Raw genomic sequence first — 18,277 nt, 5'->3', positions numbered from 1 at the left:
CGCCGTGACATACGGGCCGACACAAACTACCGCGCCCGTCTATGCAAGCCGCTGGCGGCACTGCTCTGTCTGGGCTTGAGCGCCTGCATCCATGGCCGGCCGATGCAGCCTCCACCCCCGCTGTACCAACTGTGGGCCAAGGCCGGAGTCGACCAGCAAGGCGTGCGTAGTGCCTTGCTCGATTGCGGCTACCCCAATTCCAGCCATGTCGACGGCACGATCATGACTAACAATGCCTATGCGCGGGGCGAGCAGTGCATGCTCGGCAAGGGGTTCGTCTACCGGGAGCGCCACGCTTATTGCGACGCCCATCCGCAACTGGCGGCCTGCCCGCGCCCGGAAGGCACATCGGTGTCCCCGGCGAGGCAACGCCCGCCGGCCTATGAGCAATGGACCCGCGCGGACGTTGATGTACAGGGCGTGCAGCAAGCCATGCGGGCGTGCGGCTACGCCTCGGTCATCGAGCCGGGCGACGACATGTTGCTCAACGATATCGCCGCCGCACAGTTGTGCATGCTCGATGGGGGCTTCCAGTTCACGCTGCCGGCCAGCGCGCTGTTGTGCAGGAACCCCCCCATGCTGGCGGCCTGCCGCGGCCGCGTGATCGACACCGCCCACTGCTGCGCGCCTCCCCGGGCTGCTGGCCAGCGCTGATGCGGTGGCCCTGGGTCAGTCGGTACCCGGAAACGCATCCACCCATTTGACCGTTACGTCGGGGAACGCGTCCACCAACTGGATCTTGAAGTCCGGGAAGGCATCGACGATCTTCCATTCCCCGCAACGGTCGGCGAAGGCGCTGACTTTTTTCACCCGGATATCGGCGAAGGCGTCGACCACCTTGACGCGGATGTCGGGAAACGCGCTGACGATCTTGACCTTGCCATGCAGCGGGATGCCTTTGTAGGTGCAGCGGCTTTTGTCGACATCACCGGCCTGCGCGGCGAAGGCGGCGCCCAGCAGGGCGCAGGCAAGAAGGGCGTGGGGCAGAGCGCGCATGAGCGGTGTTTTTTCAAAGCCGGGCCAGGCCGGCGGGCGGGGGGGATTATGCCCGAGTCCGCCCCCGTGCCGTGCGCGTCTGGAGGGGGACGGTCTTGCCTATACTGCCGAAACTTCGGCGGCCGATGGTCCCCGCGTCACCCCCGGCGGCGCCGTCACGATCGACGTCAGCGCCGGCTCCGCCGGCTTCAGCGCCGCCAGGTCCGGCAGCGGCCGTTGCAGTTCCGCGTGGCCCGCGAACGCCGACTCCATCCCCTGCGCCGCCGCCAGCACCTCGCGATCCCCGCGGAACCGCCCCACGATCTGCAGGCCGAACGGCATGCCCTTGTGATCCCGCCCGCAAGGCAGCGTCAGCGCCGGATGCGTGGTCAGCGTGATCACGTACGTCAGCGCCAGCCAGCGGTAATAGTTCTCCTGGCGCTTGCCGTTGATGGCCTCGGCATACAGCTGCGTCCACGGGAATGGCGAAACCGGCGTGGTCGGCGACAGGATCAGGTCGTAGCCGTCGAAGGCGCGCTGGAAGCGCTTGATCAAGCGGGTCTGCTCGGCCTGCGCCCAGGCGCAATCCTTCAGGCTCATGGCCGCGCCCATCTCGAAATTGGCGCGGGTGTTGGGGCCGAGGCTGGCCGGGTCTTTCTCGTAGGCGTCGCGCATGCCGGCCACGAAGGCCTCGGCGCGCAGCACGTCGAAGCAGCGGTGGGCCTCGCCGAAGTCGATCTCGATGGGATCGCAGGCCGCGAACAGATGGCGCATGGCGGCGATCTTGGCGCGGAAGGTGGCGCGGATGCCGTCGTCCACGTCGCACAGCCCGAAGTCTTCGGTATAGGCCACGCGCAGGCGGCCCAGGTCGGCCGCGCCGGGCGCCAGGAATTGCAGCGGATCGAGCGGATAGCTGAGCGGATCGCCGGCGTCGGGCCCGGCGCTGGCGGCCATCTGCAGGCAGGCGTCGGCCACGGTGCGGCCCATCGGGCCGACCACCGAGATCGGCGTCCAGCCCAGCGGCTTGCGCACGCTGGGCACCACGCCCGGCGAGGGCCGGAAACCCACCACGCCACACTTGGCGGCGGGGATGCGCAGCGAACCGCCGGTGTCCGAGCCGGTGCACAGCGGGAACAGGTCGCTGGCGAGCGCCGCGGCCGAGCCGCCGGAAGAGCCGCCGGCATTGAGATTCGGGTTGAACGGGTTGCCGGTGGCGCCCCACACCGTGTTGCGCGAGTTGGCGCCCGCGCCCATTTCCGGCACGTTAGTCTTGGCCGCCACGATGGCGCCAGCGCGGCGCAGGCGCGCCACCAGCGTCACGTCCTCGGCCGGCACGTGGTCGCGATAGATCGGCGAGCCGAAGGTGGTGAGCAGGCCCGCGGTGGGTTCCAGGTCCTTGACGCCCAGCGGCAGCCCGTGCAGCAGGCCGAGCGCGTCGCCCGCCATCACCGCCCGTTCGGCGGCGCGCGCCTCGATGCGGGCGCGCTCGAAGGCGGTGGCGGTGACGGCGTTGATGTAGGGGTTGACCGCCTCGATGCGCGCGATGCACGCCTCCAGCAGTTCCACCGGCGACAGTTGGCGCGCGCCGATCAGGCGCCGCAGTTCCACCGCGGATAACGAGACGAGGGAATCGTCCAGGGTCATGAGAGCTTCCTTCAATCGATCTTGATGTTGGCGCGTTGCGCGACGTCGCGCATCTGCGGCAGTTCCTTCTGGATCAGCGCTTCGCCTTCGGCGGCGCTGGAGAAGGCCGCTTCGAAGCCTTGCGCCTCCAGGCTCTTGCGCACGTCGGGCGATTCGACCGTGGCGCGCAGGGCGGTTTCCAGCCGGGTCTTGACGTCCTTCGGCAGGCCGCGCGGCGCGGTGAACATCAGCCAGGTGTCCATGGCCACCGACGGATAGCCCTGTTCGGCAAACGTGGGCACATCGGGCAGGAAGGCCGAGCGGGCCGGGGCCGACACCGCCAGCACCCGCACCTTGCCCAGCTTGCTCTGCGGCAGCGCGGCGGCCACGGTGTCGACCGAGAACGGAATCTGGCCGCCGATCAGGTCGGTCATGGCCGGCGCGCTGCCCTTGTAGGGCACGTGGATCATCTTGATGCCGGCCGCGGCCAGGAAGGCCTCGCCGACGAAATGCGCGGTGGTGCCGGCGCCGAACGAGCCATAGGCCGGCGGTTCCTTATCGCGCGCCTTGACGTAGGCCACCAGTTCCTTCAGGTCCTTGACCGGCACCTGCGGGTTGGCCAGCAGCGCCAGGCCGGTGCGGCCGACGATGCCGAGCGGCTCGAAGCTCTTGACCGGGTCGTACGGCAGCTTGCTCTGGATCGCCGGATTGACCGTGAAGGTGGTGCCGGAGCTGACCAGCAGGGTGTAGCCATCGGGCGCGGCCTTGGCGACGAAGCCGGCGCCGATCGCGGTGCCCGCGCCGGCGCGGTTTTCCACCACCACGGTCTGGCCCAGTTCCTGGCCGAGCTTCTGCGCGATGACGCGGCCGAGCACGTCGGTCGCGCCGCCCGGCGGAAAAGGCACCACCAGGGTGATGGGGCGCGTCGGATAGCCGGCCTGGGCGCTGGCCGGGGCGGGCGCGGCGAGGGCGCCCGCAAGGGTGACACCAAGGGCAATCAAGGCAGTCTTCATGGTCATGCTCGACGAGAGTGGTGGAGGGACGGCGCGTCGGTTGGCGCCTGGGGGGCGGCCGCGAGTCGTTGCCCGCGGCTCAGGAATCGGTCGTACTCCTCGGCCGGCACGTACAGCCCGCCCGTGGTCCAGGCCAGGTGCGTGGCGCGCGCCAGATGCGGCAGCAGTCCGCGCCGGCGCAGCCATTGCTGCCCGGCCAGGCTGCCCAGCAGCTGGCGCGGACCGGAGAACCCGGCCGCCGCCGACGGTTCGATGCGCAGGCCCTCGCTGTCGTGCAGCCGCGCCAAGTCGCCGTAGAGCGTGTCGTCGGCCACCGTGTAGACGCCGGCCAGCGACTGGCCGACGGCGGCATACGCCAGGTCGGAGGCGCGCGGCACCGCCAGGCCGTCGGCCTCGGTCTGGTTGGTCAGGCCGATGTCGTAGACCGACGGCGGCACCGGCACGCCGGGCAGTTGGCCATGGCCGGCCATCATGCGCAGCAGGAAGCAGGGCGACTGCACCGGTTCGGCAAAGAAGCAGTGCGCGTGCGCGCCATACAGCAGCGACAGGCCGAAGGCGATGCCGCCCGGCGCGCCGCCGACGCCGCAGGGCAGGTAGACGAACAGCGGATGCTCGGCATCGACCACGATGCCGGCCTGCGCGATCTGCTCGCGCAGCCGCAGCGCCGCCGCCGCGTAGCCCAGGAACAGCGAGGCCGAGCGCTCATCGTCGACGAAGTAGCCGTGCGCATCGGCCTGCACCTGGCGGCGGCCGGCGGCCACGGCTTTTTCATAGTCGCCTGGGTGTTCCACCACCTCGACGCCCCGGGCGCGCAGGCGCGCCTTCTTCCATTCCTTGGCGTCGGCCGACATGTGCACGGCGGCGCGAAACCCCAGCGCCGAGGCGATCACGCCGATCGACAGGCCCAGGTTGCCGGTCGAGCCCACGGCCACCTGGTATTGCGCGAAACAGGCGCGCGCGGCGGGCGTGCCAAGCTTGCGGTAGTCATCGCCGGGTGCGACCAGGCCATGCGCCAGGGCCAGCTTCTCGGTGAACTCCAGCACTTCGTGAATGCCGCCGCGGGCCTTGATGGAGCCGGCCACCGGCAGCGCGTGGTCGGCCTTGATCCACAGGCGCCCCGAGGCCGCCGGCAGGCCCAGCGCCTGTTGCATGGCGGCGGCTTCGCGCAGCGGCGATTCGATCACGCCGGCGGCGGCCTCCAGTTCCGGGAACAACTGCGCCAGCAGCGGCGCAAAGCGCGCGAAGCGGTCATGCGCCGCCTGCACGTCGGCCAGCGTGAAGGCGACGCCGGCGCCAGTCGCGGCGTTGTTGGGGCGCATCCACAGTACCGGTCGCGCCGCGCGCAACGCCTGCAAGGAAAAAGCGGAAACCGAAACGTGGGACGGGATCATGACTGCGCGCGCCAAAGGGGTGATGTCATCGAACGGTCACATCCTAGGCGGGGCTCATGCATTGCCGCAATATGAATTGCTAGAATCGTTCATTGCGTTTTACGCAAACCAAGGGCAAACCCGATGAACCCGCAAGTCCTGCAGGAAATGGCCGTGCGCTACTTCCTGGAAGTGGCGCGCTGCGGCTCGGTCAGCGTCGCGGCGGAGCGGCTGGACGTGGCGCCGTCGGCCGTCAGCCGCCAGATCGCCCGGCTCGAACGCGAGCTGGGCACCTTGCTGTTCGAGCGCCGCTCGCGCGGCATGGCGCTCAACGCCGCCGGTGAACTGCTGGCCGCCCACGCCAAGCGCTCGCAGCAGGACGTGGACCGCGTGGCCGGCGAAATCATGGGACTGCGAGGCTTGCGCCAGGGACTGGTGCGGGTGGTCTGCACCGAGGGCTTCGTGCATGACTTCCTGCCGGCAGCCATCGCGGATTTCCGTCAGCAGTACGCGGGCATCCGTTTCACGCTGGACGTGTGCTCGCAACGCGAGGTGCCGGCCCGCGTGCGCGATGGCGCGGCCGACGTCGGCGTGACGCTCAGCCTGACCTCGCACCGCGACGTGCGGGTCGAACTGCGCATGCCGGCGCCGGTGCGCGCCGTGGTGGCGACCGATCATCCGCTGGCCGGCCTGCCCGAGGTGTCGCTGGCGCAGTTGATGGTCTATCCGCTGGCCTTGCCCGATGCCGATTCCACCTTGCGGCAGCTGATCGACATCAGTTGTAGCCGCCAGCAATTGCAGTGCGAGCCGGTGTTCTCCAGCCGCAGCGTCGACGCGCTGGTGGCATTCGCGGGGGCGGGCGGCGGCGTGGCGTTCTGCGGCGAACTGGCGATCCGCTATCGCCTGCGCGGCAGGCAGGTGGTGGCCGTGCCGCTGCGCGACCGCGAAATGAATGAACGGCACTTCGAGGTGCAGACCCTGGCCGGGCGCGTCCTGCCGGAGGCCGCCAAGGCCTTCATCGCCAGCTTGCGCACGCAACTGAGTCCAGTTGCAGGCGCCGGCAGTTCCCGAATCTCATAGGGTTTTTTTCATCGACGGCGCCGGATGCCGCGTGTATTGCTCGCGCTCGTAGAAGGGGATCGCGTCGGGCCGGGCGTCCAGGAACACCGCCCCCATGCCGCGGGCGCGCGCGTCCGCCTCGGCATAGGCCATCAGCGCGCGGCCGGCGCCGCTGCCGCGCACGGCCTCGTCGACCACCAGATCGTCCACATGCAGATGCGGACCGCGCGCCAGCGTGTGCACCGGCCGCATGCCCATCACCCCGATCAACCGGCCGTCGCGGTAGGCCCCGACCAGCTCGTAGCCGCCATGCGATTGCCGGCGCACCCGCTGCAGGAACTCGGCCTCATCGAGGGCGGCGCGCAGCTGCTTGATCAAGGGAAAGGCCTGCGCCCAGGCGGACGGTTCGATTCTGCTGACGCTCAACATGATGCCTCCGGAAAGTCTGACGGCAGGCTACCATGGCCCGTCCCCAATGAGAGGAGCAGCCATGGATGCAGTGAACGGATTTCAGATCACGCGCGGCGCGGTGCAGGTGCAGGACGGCTATCTGCCGGTGATCGAGGCGCAGGGGCCATCGGCCGACGGCCGCACGCTGCGCGGGGCGGTGACCGTGACGGAATACGGGGTGTTCGACGACCAGGAAGAGGCCATCAATGCGGGCTGGACGATTCGCGTGCGCGCGATCACGGCCGAAGGCGATGGACTGTCGATACGGATCGACCAGTAAGGGTGCCGTCGCGGTGCGCGCTGGAAGATCCTGGACAAAAAAAAATCCGGCCCGAAGGCCGGAAAAACTTACAACAACAAGCACAACAGCTCGCCGGCACGAGCCAGTGCGGTGAGAAATTTATCACGTATGAGATAAATTACAAGATGTAGTGTCCGTGGAATGGACGCTTGGTGGCCGATTCCATCAAATATGGCCCCAATTCAGTGCGAACCCGCGGAACCGGCCGCGCGGCCGCCACGCCGACGCGCGGCGGCCCGCGATCTCAAACCACGCGCGTCACCGTCTTGCCGTCCCGGAACCAGCCGTCCAGGTTGGCCAGCATCAGGTCGGCCATGGCGCGGCGGGTCTCGTGCGTGCCGCTGGCGATGTGCGGCAGCATCACCACGTTGTCCATGGCGTTGAGCGCGGCGGGCGTGGCCGGCTCGTGTTCGAACACGTCCAGGCCCGCGCCGGCGATCTGGCCGGCCTGCAGGGCCTGGACCAGCGCGGCCTCGTCCACCACCGTGCCGCGCGCGATGTTGATCAGCCAGCCCTGCGGACCCAGCGCATTCAGCACCTCGGCGTTGATCAGATGCCGCGTGGCGCCGCCGCCCGGCACCGCCAGCACCAGGAAATCGCACTCCGCGGCCAGCGCCGTGATGCTCGGGCAATAGCGGTAGTGGGCCGGCGCGTCCGGCCGCGGCTTGCGGTTGGTGTACAGGATGGGCATGTCGAACGCCTCGGCCCGCCGCGCGATCTGCAGCCCGATGTTGCCCAGCCCGACGATGCCGCAGCGCTTGCCGCTCATGCGGGTGCCCAGGCCGAAGCCTTCCTGCGGCCAGCGGCCGGCGCGCACGAAGCGGTCGGCCTCGGCGATGCGGCGCGATGCCGCCAGCATCAAGGCCAGCGCCGTGTCCGCGACGCAGGCGTCCAGCACGCCCGGCGTGTTGGTGACCTGGACCTGGTGCTCCTGCGCCGCCGCCAGGTCGATGGTGTCGTAGCCGACGCCGAAACTGAAAATGCCTTCCAGCGCCGGCAGCGCCTCGATCAGGTCGCGCGTGGCGCCGAAGCGCCCGCTGGTGGCGATGCCGCGGATGGCCGAGCCGTGCTCGCGCAGCAGTGCGGCCTGGTCGGGGCTTTGCCACCAGCGGTGCACGCGGTAGCGCGACTCCAGCTCGGCGGTCAGCTCGGGCAGCAGGGGGCCGACCATCAGCAGGTCGGCGGTGGGGGAAGCGTGGGAAACGGTCATGGGCTGGGTGCTACGTTTGCGGCGGCGAGGCCGGGGAGGGCGGAACCGCGGTTGAGGAAGAGGGGACGGCGCCGGTGTGCGGGACCGGCGCCGCGGGTCGTCATTGCACCTGGATATGGCGTGTCTTGATGATCTGCCCGTAACGCTCGCGCTCGCTGGCCGCCAGCGTCTCCAGCTGCTTGGGCGTGGAGCCATGCGCCACCGCGCCCTGTGATTCGAGCTTGGCCTTCATCGTCGGATCATTGGCGATATCGCGGATCGCGGCCGACAGCTTGTCGATCACCGCCTGCGGCGTGCCCGCCGGCGCCAGCACCGCGGTCCAGGATCCGGTCTGCGCATTCTTGACGCCGGCCTCGTCGATGGTCGGCACGTTCGGCAGGGCGGGCGAGCGCGTGGCGCCGGTCACGGCCAGGGCGCGCAGCTTGCCGGAATTGACGTAGGGAATGGTCTCCAGCACCGACGCGAACAGCATGTCCACGCGGCCCGCCATCAGGTCGGTCATGGCGGGGCCGCCGCCCTTGTAGGGCACGTGCATCAGGTCGACCCCGGTGGCCTGCTGGAAGATCTCGCCCGACAGGTGCGGCGCGCCGCCGGTGCCCGAACTGGCGTAGGTGTGCTTGCCGGGTTGCGCGCGCGCCAGCGCCACCAGCTCCGGCACGTCCTTGGCCGGCAGGCTGGCGGGCACCACCAGCACGAACGGCAGATCTGAGAACAGCGACACCGGCGCGAAGGCCTTGGCCGGGTCGGAGTGCAGCTTGTAGATCCAGGGATTGATGGCCAGCATGCCGGAATTGGCGAACAGCAGCGTGTAGCCGTCGGCGTTGGCGCGCGCCACCAGGTCGGCGGCGATCTGGCCGCCGGCGCCCGGCCGGTTGTCCACCACCACCGAGGCGGCCAGCTTGTCGCCCAGCGCGGCCGCCAGCAGGCGCGCCGATATGTCGGTGCCGCCGCCGGGGGCGAACGGCACGATCAGATTGATCGGGCGTTCCGGATACGGCGCGGCCCGCGCGGCGGCGGGCAGGATGGCACACGTGGCCAGGGCCAGCGCGGCGGCAGTGAGCCGGCGGCGCGGGCGGTGGGTGGGGCTTGTCTCCATGGCTTTCTCTTTTGTAGTGAGCGGCTTGGGCCGCGGGGAAAACACTGCTGCGATGACACTCCTTCTGGCCCGGCCGGTCAGGCGCCTGGCGTTGCGGCCGAGTATAGGAATGCCAGCCGATGGATGACTGTTCGAGCTATAAATAGCATTGATCAATTCAAGGATTGGATCGATGGAATTCCGCCAGCTCGAATGCTTCATTGCCGTGGCCGAGGAACTGCACTTCGGCCGCGCCGCCGCGCGGCTCTGCATGACGCAGCCGCCGCTGTCGCGCCAGATCCAGCTGCTGGAGCAGGACCTGGGCGTGACGCTGTTCGAGCGCAGCAGCCGCCAGGTGGAACTGAGCGCCGCCGGCCGCCGCTTCCTGCGCGACGCGCGCCACCTGCTGGAGTATTCGGCGCGCGCCGCCGCCACCGCGCGGCGCACCTCCGGCGGCGACGCCGGCCACATCACGCTGGGCTTCACGGCGGTGGCGTCGTACCGGCTGATGCCGTCGCTCATCGTGCGGGCGCGCAAGCGCCTGCCGGGCGTGGAGATCCAGTTGCGCGAAACCGTCAGCACCGACCTGTCGCGCCTGCTGCTGGGGCGCGAGTTGGACGCGATCCTGGCGCGCAGCGTGCCGCAGCAAGCGGGCATCGAGTCGCGCCTGATCGAGCGCGAACCGCTGGTGCTGGCATTGCCCGCCGGGTCGCCGTTGTGCGCGCACGAGGTGGTGCCGCTGCGGCTGCTGCAAGGCCAGCCCTTCGTGTTGTATTCGCCGCGCGAGGGCAAATACTTCTACGACCGCATCGTCGGCGCGTTCGGCCTGGCCGACGTGCAGCCCGACTACGTGCAGCGCGCCAGCCAGACGCATACCTTGCTGGCGTTGGTGCGGGCGGGGCTGGGCGTGGGCATCGTGCCCGATTCGGCGCGCGAGCTGCGCCTGGAGGGCGTGGAATTCCGCTCGCTGGGCCAGCGCGACCTGTACGCGGACATGTACCTGGCCTGGCACGCGCAGCACGACAACCCGGCGCTGGCGGCGTTCCTGCGGCAGGTGGCGGAGGTGCTGCCGCCGGAGGCGTGAGAAAGGGGATGCCCGTAGCCGCAAGCCGCGACCCTGGCGCGTTGTCGCCGTTCAGCTTGGCGCGTCGCCGCCATTCAGCCTGGCGCCTTGTCGCCGTTCAGTGCAACGGGCGCAGACCGCACGGCATTGCCGCGGCTCAACGCGGCGCGGCGGCGTCCGCGTCCGACGTCAGGCTCTCGATGATCCGCAGCCCGTCCCGATGGCGCTGTTCGCCGGTCTCGCGCGACTTGCAGATCGCGCCGACGTACCGGCCATCGACCACCGTTTCGGCGAACAGGCCCGACCGGTGCGGGGGGCGCGCATCGGTCTGGACGCGATACCAATCACGGTCGCCGATGCGCACGCGCTCCAGCGGCTGGCGGATATCGGCGTCGGGGCCGGTCGCGCTCAGCACCGCGCGCAGGCGGAAGTAGCGCTTGAGCGGTGAGGCGTAGAGCGCCCGCAGCCGGGCCTCGTCGTCGTCGCCTTCCAGTGGTGTGGCGCGCATCAGCAGGGTGCAGGTCTCCTGCGTTTCCATGCAGGCTTCGCTTTCGCAGGCCAGCTGCACGCGCCGCAAGCCGCTGCGCGACACGGCGCCCTCCGGCGAGCCGTCCACCACCCAGCCCTCGGGCAGTTGCACCGACAGCCCCTGCGGCAGCTCGACGGTCTCGGCCGATACCGCGGGGGCCAGCACGGCAAGCGCCAACCCCGCATACAGCGCCGCCAGGCGCGGCGTGCCGGGCGTGCTCATGGCGCGTCTCCGGGCGGCGGGTGATCGCCATTCGCGCCGCGCGTGAGGTTGCGCTCCAGCAGCGCCAGCTGATCTTCGTTCAGCGCGCGCATTGGCAGGATCAGCGGCTCGCCCTCCCGCCGCAGCAGGATCAGATGCTCGCCCTGCCGCTCGATCCGCTCGAAACCGGCCGTCGCGAAGCGGTTGTACCAACCAGCCTGCCAGACTTCGAGCCTGTCTTCATATAGCCGCGCCTCGTGTTCATCCGCCGGCATGCGCCGGTGCAGTCGCTCGGCCAACCGGTACGCGTGCCGGCGCCGGGCCCAGGGATGCAGCAGGATGACGGCGGCCAGGAACGCCCAGAACCCGAGCGTGAATTGCCAGAAACTGTCCGTGAACATCTCGCCAAAGAGCGGCAGCGCATAGCGCAGCGGCACCCGCTCGGGGTCCAGCAGCCACAGCAGCGCGAATATCAGCGGCATCAGCAGGGCGGTCAGCACGAAGGCCAGCAGGAAACCGCGCCGGCGCCGCCGCCGCATGCCGGGGCGTTCCATCTGCCAGGTGATCGCGGCCGCGCGGTCGTCCTCGGTCAGCTGGAAGCGGGCCGTCAGCAGCGGGGGCGTGGCAGCGGGCGTCTGTGAATCCGGCGGGCGCTGCGCCGCGTCCGGGACGCCGGCATGGCACGACGCGGCCCACGCCTTGATGCGCGCCACCTGCTCGCTGGACAGCGCCTGTCGCGCCAGGGGGTAGACGTCCTCGATGTTGCGCAGCTGGATGAAGAGGTGCCCGGGCGTCTCGGCAATGCCCTGGATGCGCGAGCACGCCATGACCGTCTTGCGTCCCGGCAATGTCAGGGTCAGCCCGCCCGGCTCGAAGCGATAGACAGGGTGGATGGTCTGGTCGAGCCCTTCGTCGCGGCACCAGCGCGCCAGGCGCCCGCGCACGATCGCGGGATGGCGCACGTAGTGGATCAGCATCGGAATGGCCACGATCAGGATCGGCAGGCCATTCAGGCCGAACAGGTCATGCAGGAAGCGCGAGGCGAAAGCGCCGAAGCCCTGCTCGCCGCTGTTCCGCCACGATGAAAAGCCCAGCACCCCCAGCAGCGCCAGCACCACCCAGGCCAGGATGCGCAGCGAGCGCCGCCGCGCGGCCGAGAACATGTCGGCATAACTGAACAGCGAGGCCGCGATGCGGTCCTGCAGCGTGATCGGCGCGGTCAGCGAAAAGCTGCCGTCCGGTTCCGCGCCGGGGGGATCTTCCAGGGGCGCGGCGCGTGGCGTCGGCGTGCCGTGGGCGGCGGGGCTTGGCTCGGACATGAGGTCTCCGTCAGGGGGCGACCCGCAATGTAGCACCGCGCATGGCGCCGCGTCGGGCGGCGCGGACCAGGGCCTGGTATCAGGCCGGCATCTTCTTCTTGCCCAGCAGCGCCAGCGTCAGCGCGCGGCCGCGGCTCATGAAGGGATATAGCGCCGCCGACAGGCAGGGGCGGCGGAAGAGGGCGGCATTGATCTGGTTGAACAGATCGCTGTCGGAGCTGATCAGCGCCAGCCGGTTGATGCAATCGGCGCCCCAGTAGATGTGCCCGTCCAGCCGCAGCAGCATGCCGTCGTTCAGGTCATAGCCCTGGGCGCGATAGGACGCGGCCAGGTCCGGGTGGTCGCGCATGTTCAGCAGGGCCACCGGCCCCACCGCCTTGCGCAACTGCACCATCCGCACGTAGTTCGTGCAGAACGGGCAATCCCCGTCATAAAGCAGATAGTTACGCGGCAAGTTTTCCATCCCCACAGCTTACCTCCCATCCCCTCAAAGCCATAGCCAGGTCCGGGCGCAGGCAATAAGAAACTAAACGTTTCCAGGCTGTCAAAATACTGACAAAGTTGCGAATATCGTTCCCGCACGCCCCGCGCGTGCATGCTCGTGCTTGCCAAGTTGGTCAGGAAGTCTCGCGTGGCCGGCCACTCCGTTTCGGATGTGCCGGAAAACCGCGGCAAACGCCGCCGTGTTTGGGAGACGACTTAGATGGAACGACGCACGTCCAGGCATCTGCCTTTCGTCCTCTGGCCCATGGCCGCGGCCATGGCATTCGGCGGATCTTCCGCATCCGCCGCCACGCTTGCTCCTTTCGTTGTCGCGCCCGGCGCCACCAGTACCATCAATGGCGGCGACTCGGTGATTGGCGCCGGCAGCGGCACCGGTATCCGGGTGAGCAACGGCGCCACGCTCAATTTCGCGGCGGGAACCAGCACGATCCAGCAGGTCGGGCTCGGCATATTCGGCGCCAGTGGCGCGACCGGTTCCACCATCAATTTCCTGACGGGCTCGAACGTCACCATCACCACGGTCACCGCCACCGGCCTGGGGCTGCAAAGCTCGCCGGGGTCCAACACCACCTTCAACCTCAACTCGAACTCCCGCGTGACGCTGATCGGCTACCAGGGCGTGAACCTGGGCCACTCGCCGGCGGGCACGGTCAACAAACTCGAGATCGGATCGGGCGCCACCTTGCGCATCCAGACCGCGCCCGTCGCGGGCGGACAGGCCTGGGCCAAGGGCGTCATGCTCAGCAGCAACGCGTCCGTGACCGTGGCCGCCAATGGCGTGCTGGATATCGAGACCACGGGCGGCCAGTACGCGCGCGGCGTCGAACTGGGCACCAGCATGACCTATCCCGATGCGTTCGACCGCCGCTTCACCGCCGCCGCCGGCTCGACGCTGCGCGTCAAGACCACCGGGCTGACCTCCGACGGCTTCTACATGCTGGGCGCGGGCGAGGCCGTCATGTACGGCACCACCGACATCCACACCACCGGCAACGACAGCAGCGGCATCTTCCTGTACCAATACAACTCGCCCGTCAGCCGTCTGTTCCTGGCGCCCGCGGCGGGCGGCACCGCCAGCATCCGCACCGAGGGCAACGAAAGCCATGGCCTGATCGGCATCAACGGCTCGCAGGCGCAAGTGTCGGATGCCGCCTTCCAGACCTCGGGCGCCGCCGCGGTCGGGCTCTATGCCTATACCGCCGCCGGCCAGACGGCCACCGCCATCCAGGCCACCCGCGCCACCGTGCAGACCAGCGGTACCGGCGGCTTCGGCCTGCTGGCCGAAGGCGCGGCCAGCCGCATCACCTTCGACGCGGGCACCGTGCGCACCACCGGCGCGCTGGGCCATGGCGCCGTGCTGCACGGCGCCTCGACCCTGTCCGCCACCGGTAGCACCATCGCCGCCAGCGGCGCCGGGGCCTACGGCCTGCTGCTCGCCAGCGACACCGGCACCCAGCAGGCCACGTTCAACGGCGGGACGCTGTCCAGCGCGGCGGGCAACGCCATCGGCGTGGATGGCGGCACCGCCAACGTCACCCTGACCGGCACCTCGGTCACCGGCGCCGGCGACTGGCTGCGCGTGGCCCCGTCCGGCAGCTTGCTGACGCGCACGCCGACCTCGCGCGCGCTCGACCCCAGCGTCGACCCCACCTGGGCCACGCCGCCGGCCTTCACCAGCGCGCCGCTCGCGGCCGGCTCGCCGGCGTTGGCCAACGTGCGCGCGGTCAACGCGCAGCTGAGCGGCACCGTCACCACCGACGCCGGCAGCGTATCCAACGTGACCCTGGTGGACAGCACCTGGACCATGACCGGCAACTCCAACATCACCACGCTGGTCAACGACCCCAGCCTGATCAGCTTCAGCGCGCCCCAGGGCGGCGTGTTCAAGACGCTGACCGTACGCAACTACAGCGGCGACGGCACCATCGCCCTCAACACCTATCTGGGTTCGGATGGCTCGCCATCGGACAAGCTGGTGATCGACGGGGGCACCGCCACCGGCACCTCGAAACTGTCGATCCGCAACGCCGGCGGGCCGGGCGCGCAAACCGAGTCGGCCGGCATCATGGTGGTCGACGCGATCAACGGCGGCACCACCGCGCCCGGCGCCTTCTCGCTGGCCGAGCCGGTCACGGCCGGCGCCCACGAATACCTGCTGTATCGCGGCGCCGCCACCGCCGACCAGGCGCAGAACTGGTACCTGCGTTCGTCTACCCTGGTCATCGACCCCGAAACCGGCGAGCCCGAGACCATCCCCAACTACCGTCCCGAAACCGCGCCCGCCGTCATCGCCCCGGAAATCGCGCGGCAGGTGGCCGGGCGCATGCTCGACACCTTCCATGACCGCATGGGCGACCAGTACGCCTTGCTCAGCTCCGGCGAGCGCAAGGCCGGGTGGGCGCGGGTGGTCGGGCAGCGCCTAAAACAGCAATGGGAAGGCACCGTCGAGCCGCGCTTCAAGGGCAACCTGTGGATTGGCCAGGCCGGCGCGGACCTGCTGGAACGGACCCGCGACGACAACCTGTCCGACCGCCTCGGGCTGTTCGGCGCCTACGGCCAGGCCAGCGGCCACGTCGACGGCTTCGTCGAGGGCGTGCACGGCGCCAGCGCCGGCTCGCTGCGGCTGGAGTCCTATGGCCTGGGCCTGTACTGGACGCGCCTGAAGCAGACGAACTGGTATTGGGACAACGTGCTGATGGGCAACTACTACACCGGCCGTTCACGCTCGGATCGTGGCGTCAGCGCGGACCTGGAAGGCTGGGGCCTGACGGCCTCGTCCGAGGCCGGCTATTCCTTCTTCCCGCGCAGCGACCTGATGCTGCAGCCGCAGGCGCAGTTGATCTACCAATACACCTCGTTCAACGACACCAAGGACGAATACTCGTCGATCCGCTACAGCGGCGGCGGGGCGGTGACCGGCCGCATCGGCCTGCTGCTGCAAGGCAACGCCGACCAGCCCGAGAAGATCCGGCCGTATGCGCGCGTCAACCTGTGGCACCGCTTCAGCCGTGGCGAGTCGGTGGTGTTCGGCGCGTCGGACGCCGTGCGCACCGAATACGGCGCCACCTCGGCCGACCTGCGCGTGGGACTCGTGGCGCCCATGAACAAGCGCACCGAACTGTACGCGTCCGCGGGTTACGGGCTGAACCTGGACGGCAACGTGCGCCAGGCCTACTTCGGCAATGTCGGCGTGCGCTATTCGTGGTGAGGCGCCGTGCGGCGGCAGGGCGGCGTCAGGCCGCCTCCGCCCACGCCAATGCCATGGCGTAGTCGCGTACGTCGCGCGGCCACTCGGCGACCTGGCGCGCAAAGCCCGCGCGATCGTCCGCGTACAGCGCCCGCGTGGCCTCTTCAAACCCCGGCAGGTTGCCGCCCATGCTGGACATGAAGTGGTACGCCGCTTCCTGCCGCTGGCGCTGCTGGTCGCGCGCCTCGTTGTCGCGGCGCGCCTGCTCCACCAGCTTGCGCAGCGCCACCGACGCGCCGCCCGGCTGCGCCGCCAGCCAGTCCCAATGGCGCGGCAGCAACGTCACTTCGCGCGGCACCACGCCCAGCTTGGGCCGGCCGCGGCCGCGCGGGGTGGCCTCGGCGGTATCGGCGTCGTCAGCCGGTGCGGCAGTGGCCGCCGACGCCTGATAGCGCTCGCGGATATCGGCTTCGCCGCCGCGCAGGTCCAGGTCGACCTGTTTGCCGCTCTGGTCGTCGAACACCAGGATGGCGGCGTCGGCGCGCGCGGCCTGCGCCTGCTTGACCGACAGCGCCACGTCGGCGAGCGCGCCACGCGCCAGCAGGCGCTGGCCGTCGAACGCGGTGTGGGTGGAGGGAAGGGCAGTCAGCGTCATGATGGATGCGAAAGATATTCGCCCGGATGAATTTAATGATCCGTATTGTGGACATGCCCCGATCGCCTGTCAATATAATCCGGGTAAAAATAGTGCGGGCACGCGAAGCCGATTGAAAAAAGTCGCAAAAATTACGTCCCGACCTAGGGTCAATACCTAGTCAAAACATGCAACCGGCGTATAATCTTGCTTTGCGCCCGGAGTTACCCATGCGTCTCGTTCAAAAAGCGCTCACCTTCGACGATGTGTTGTTGGTGCCTGCGTATTCCGAGGTGTTGCCGCGCGACACCTCCCTGGCCACGCGCCTCACTCGCAACATCTCCCTGAACATCCCCCTTGTGTCCGCCGCCATGGACACGGTCACCGAATCCCGCCTGGCGATCGCCATGGCCCAGGAAGGTGGCATCGGGATCATCCACAAGAATCTGTCCGCCGACGCCCAGGCCCGTGAAGTCGCCCGCGTCAAGCGCCACGAATTCGGCATCGTGATCGATCCGGTCACCGTCACCCCCCAGATGAAAGTGCGCGACGCCATTGCGTTGCAGCGCCAGCATGGCATCTCGGGCCTGCCGGTGGTGGAAGGGCGCAAGCTGGTCGGCATCGTCACCAACCGCGACCTGCGCTTCGAAGAGAACCTGGACCAGCCCCTGCGCAACATCATGACGCCGCAGGAACGCCTGGTGACCATGAAGGAAGGCGCCACGCTCGATGAAGCGCAGGCCCTGATGCACAAGCATCGCCTGGAACGCGTGCTCATCGTCAATGACGGTTTCGAGCTGCGCGGCCTGGCCACCGTCAAGGACATCGTCAAGAACACCGAGCACCCGCTGGCCAGCAAGGACGCCCAGGGCCAGTTGCGCGTCGGCGCCGCGGTCGGCGTCGGTGGCAACACCGAAGAGCGCGTGGAAAAGCTGGTCGCCGCCGGCGTCGACGTGCTGATCGTCGACACCGCCCACGGCCACTCCAGGGGCGTGCTGGAAGGCGTGCGCTGGGTCAAGCAGAACTACCCCAAGGTTGAAGTCATCGGCGGCAACATCGCCACCGCCGCCGCCGCGCGCGCGCTGGTCGAGTACGGCGCCGACGGCGTCAAGGTCGGTATCGGCCCCGGCTCGATCTGCACCACCCGTATCGTGGCCGGCGTCGGCGTGCCGCAGATCCACGCGATCTCCGAAGTCGCCAAGGCGCTGGAAGGCACGGGCGTGCCGCTGATCGCCGACGGCGGCATCCGCTACTCGGGCGACGTCGCCAAGGCCCTGGCCGCCGGCGCGTTCTCCTGCATGATGGGCGGCATGTTCGCCGGCACCGAAGAAGCGCCGGGCGAAGTGGTGCTGTTCCAGGGCCGCTCGTACAAGTCGTACCGTGGCATGGGCAGCCTGGGCGCCATGACGGAAGGCTCGGCCGACCGCTACTTCCAGGATCCGGCCAACAACGCCGACAAGCTGGTCCCCGAAGGCATCGAAGGCCGCGTCCCCTACAAGGGCAGCGTGCTCGCCATCATCTACCAACTGGTCGGCGGCATCCGCGCCTCCATGGGCTACTGCGGCGCCGCCACCATCGACGACATGCGCACCAAGGCCGAATTCGTGGAAATCACCTCCGCCGGTGTCCGCGAGTCCCACGTGCACGACGTACAGATCACCAAGGAAGCGCCCAACTACCGCGCCGACTGATCCCGTACAGTCAACTACAATGTCATGCATCACGCACCGGCAGAACCGCAGAATCAGTCAGCGGGTCTGCCGG

Annotated in this window: 17 protein-coding genes; 6 read left to right on the top strand and 11 right to left on the bottom strand. The window is 69.2% G+C overall.

The window, feature by feature from the left end; all coding sequences use genetic code 11:
- Nucleotides 1-102: 102 nt before the first annotated feature.
- Nucleotides 103-654, top strand: a complete 552-nt coding sequence (locus AC1HFW_RS11355; RefSeq protein WP_479283364.1) for a hypothetical protein — start codon at nucleotides 103-105, stop codon at nucleotides 652-654.
- Nucleotides 655-669: 15 nt separating this feature from the next.
- On the opposite strand, the gene AC1HFW_RS11350 is transcribed toward AC1HFW_RS11355, so the two are convergent.
- The 4 genes from AC1HFW_RS11350 to AC1HFW_RS11335 form a co-directional block, all read right to left on the bottom strand.
- Nucleotides 670-996, bottom strand: a complete 327-nt coding sequence (locus tag AC1HFW_RS11350) for a 7(1) septoil knot domain-containing protein (RefSeq protein WP_479283362.1) — start codon at nucleotides 994-996, stop codon at nucleotides 670-672.
- A gap of 99 nt (nucleotides 997-1,095) precedes the next feature.
- The gene (locus tag AC1HFW_RS11345) at nucleotides 1,096-2,619 is read right to left on the bottom strand and encodes an amidase (RefSeq protein WP_479283360.1); all 1,524 of its coding nucleotides are present in this window, start codon (nucleotides 2,617-2,619) and stop codon (nucleotides 1,096-1,098) included.
- An 11-nt stretch (nucleotides 2,620-2,630) separates the two neighbouring features.
- Nucleotides 2,631-3,617, bottom strand: coding sequence for a Bug family tripartite tricarboxylate transporter substrate binding protein (locus tag AC1HFW_RS11340; RefSeq protein WP_479283358.1), 987 nt, complete (start codon nucleotides 3,615-3,617; stop codon nucleotides 2,631-2,633).
- On the bottom strand, nucleotides 3,614-5,002 hold the full coding sequence (locus AC1HFW_RS11335) for a D-serine ammonia-lyase (RefSeq protein WP_479283357.1): 1,389 nt from the start codon (nucleotides 5,000-5,002) through the stop codon (nucleotides 3,614-3,616). Before AC1HFW_RS11335 ends, AC1HFW_RS11340 begins: the two co-directional genes overlap by 4 nt.
- Nucleotides 5,003-5,125: 123 nt before the next feature.
- Between AC1HFW_RS11335 and AC1HFW_RS11330 the strand changes: the two genes are divergently transcribed.
- Nucleotides 5,126-6,061 carry a LysR family transcriptional regulator gene (locus AC1HFW_RS11330; RefSeq protein ID WP_479283355.1) on the top strand — a complete coding sequence of 312 codons (936 nt, stop codon included), beginning with the start codon at nucleotides 5,126-5,128 and terminating at the stop codon, nucleotides 6,059-6,061.
- On the opposite strand, the gene AC1HFW_RS11325 is transcribed toward AC1HFW_RS11330, so the two are convergent.
- Complete coding sequence (locus tag AC1HFW_RS11325; RefSeq protein ID WP_192579566.1) at nucleotides 6,056-6,469, bottom strand: GNAT family N-acetyltransferase; 414 nt, start codon at nucleotides 6,467-6,469, stop codon at nucleotides 6,056-6,058. The genes AC1HFW_RS11330 and AC1HFW_RS11325 overlap by 6 nt on opposite strands.
- Before the next feature lie 61 nt (nucleotides 6,470-6,530).
- Here AC1HFW_RS11325 and AC1HFW_RS11320 point away from each other — a divergent pair, with 61 nt between their 5' ends.
- On the top strand, nucleotides 6,531-6,770 hold the full coding sequence (locus AC1HFW_RS11320; RefSeq protein WP_006395638.1) for a hypothetical protein: 240 nt from the start codon (nucleotides 6,531-6,533) through the stop codon (nucleotides 6,768-6,770).
- A 265-nt stretch (nucleotides 6,771-7,035) separates the two neighbouring features.
- Here AC1HFW_RS11320 and AC1HFW_RS11315 read toward each other — a convergent pair whose 3' ends face one another.
- The gene (locus tag AC1HFW_RS11315; RefSeq protein ID WP_006395637.1) at nucleotides 7,036-8,001 is read right to left on the bottom strand and encodes a 2-hydroxyacid dehydrogenase; all 966 of its coding nucleotides are present in this window, start codon (nucleotides 7,999-8,001) and stop codon (nucleotides 7,036-7,038) included.
- Between the two features lie 100 nt (nucleotides 8,002-8,101).
- Entirely contained in the window at nucleotides 8,102-9,097 is a 996-nt protein-coding gene (locus AC1HFW_RS11310) for a tripartite tricarboxylate transporter substrate binding protein (RefSeq protein WP_479283352.1), read from the bottom strand.
- Between the two features lie 172 nt (nucleotides 9,098-9,269).
- On the opposite strand from AC1HFW_RS11310, the gene AC1HFW_RS11305 reads away from it, so the two are divergent.
- Nucleotides 9,270-10,160, top strand: a complete 891-nt coding sequence (locus AC1HFW_RS11305) for a LysR family transcriptional regulator (protein WP_006395635.1) — start codon at nucleotides 9,270-9,272, stop codon at nucleotides 10,158-10,160.
- A gap of 136 nt (nucleotides 10,161-10,296) precedes the next feature.
- Here AC1HFW_RS11305 and AC1HFW_RS11300 read toward each other — a convergent pair whose 3' ends face one another.
- The 3 genes from AC1HFW_RS11300 to AC1HFW_RS11290 form a co-directional block, all read right to left on the bottom strand.
- Complete coding sequence (locus tag AC1HFW_RS11300) at nucleotides 10,297-10,890, bottom strand: hypothetical protein (RefSeq protein ID WP_479283349.1); 594 nt, start codon at nucleotides 10,888-10,890, stop codon at nucleotides 10,297-10,299.
- On the bottom strand, nucleotides 10,887-12,188 hold the full coding sequence (locus AC1HFW_RS11295; protein ID WP_479283347.1) for a YcxB family protein: 1,302 nt from the start codon (nucleotides 12,186-12,188) through the stop codon (nucleotides 10,887-10,889). The genes AC1HFW_RS11300 and AC1HFW_RS11295 overlap by 4 nt, the downstream gene beginning before the upstream one ends.
- Before the next feature lie 79 nt (nucleotides 12,189-12,267).
- Entirely contained in the window at nucleotides 12,268-12,651 is a 384-nt protein-coding gene (locus tag AC1HFW_RS11290; RefSeq protein ID WP_479283345.1) for a DCC1-like thiol-disulfide oxidoreductase family protein, read from the bottom strand.
- A gap of 240 nt (nucleotides 12,652-12,891) precedes the next feature.
- Between AC1HFW_RS11290 and AC1HFW_RS11285 the strand changes: the two genes are divergently transcribed.
- Nucleotides 12,892-15,900 carry an autotransporter family protein gene (locus AC1HFW_RS11285; protein ID WP_479283342.1) on the top strand — a complete coding sequence of 1,003 codons (3,009 nt, stop codon included), beginning with the start codon at nucleotides 12,892-12,894 and terminating at the stop codon, nucleotides 15,898-15,900.
- 25 nt (nucleotides 15,901-15,925) lie between these two features.
- Here the strand turns inward: AC1HFW_RS11285 and AC1HFW_RS11280 are convergent, their stop codons facing one another.
- Nucleotides 15,926-16,534, bottom strand: a complete 609-nt coding sequence (locus tag AC1HFW_RS11280) for a DUF2239 family protein (protein WP_479283340.1) — start codon at nucleotides 16,532-16,534, stop codon at nucleotides 15,926-15,928.
- A gap of 209 nt (nucleotides 16,535-16,743) precedes the next feature.
- Here AC1HFW_RS11280 and guaB point away from each other — a divergent pair, with 209 nt between their 5' ends.
- Nucleotides 16,744-18,204, top strand: a complete 1,461-nt coding sequence (gene guaB / locus AC1HFW_RS11275; RefSeq protein WP_006395566.1) for an IMP dehydrogenase — start codon at nucleotides 16,744-16,746, stop codon at nucleotides 18,202-18,204.
- The last annotated feature ends 73 nt before the right edge of the window (nucleotides 18,205-18,277 follow it).

This window comes from Achromobacter sp. ISS7 (assembly GCF_056523125.1).
Note: the sequence above shows the minus strand (reverse complement) of the source record. Positions and strands in the feature narration are given on the sequence as shown.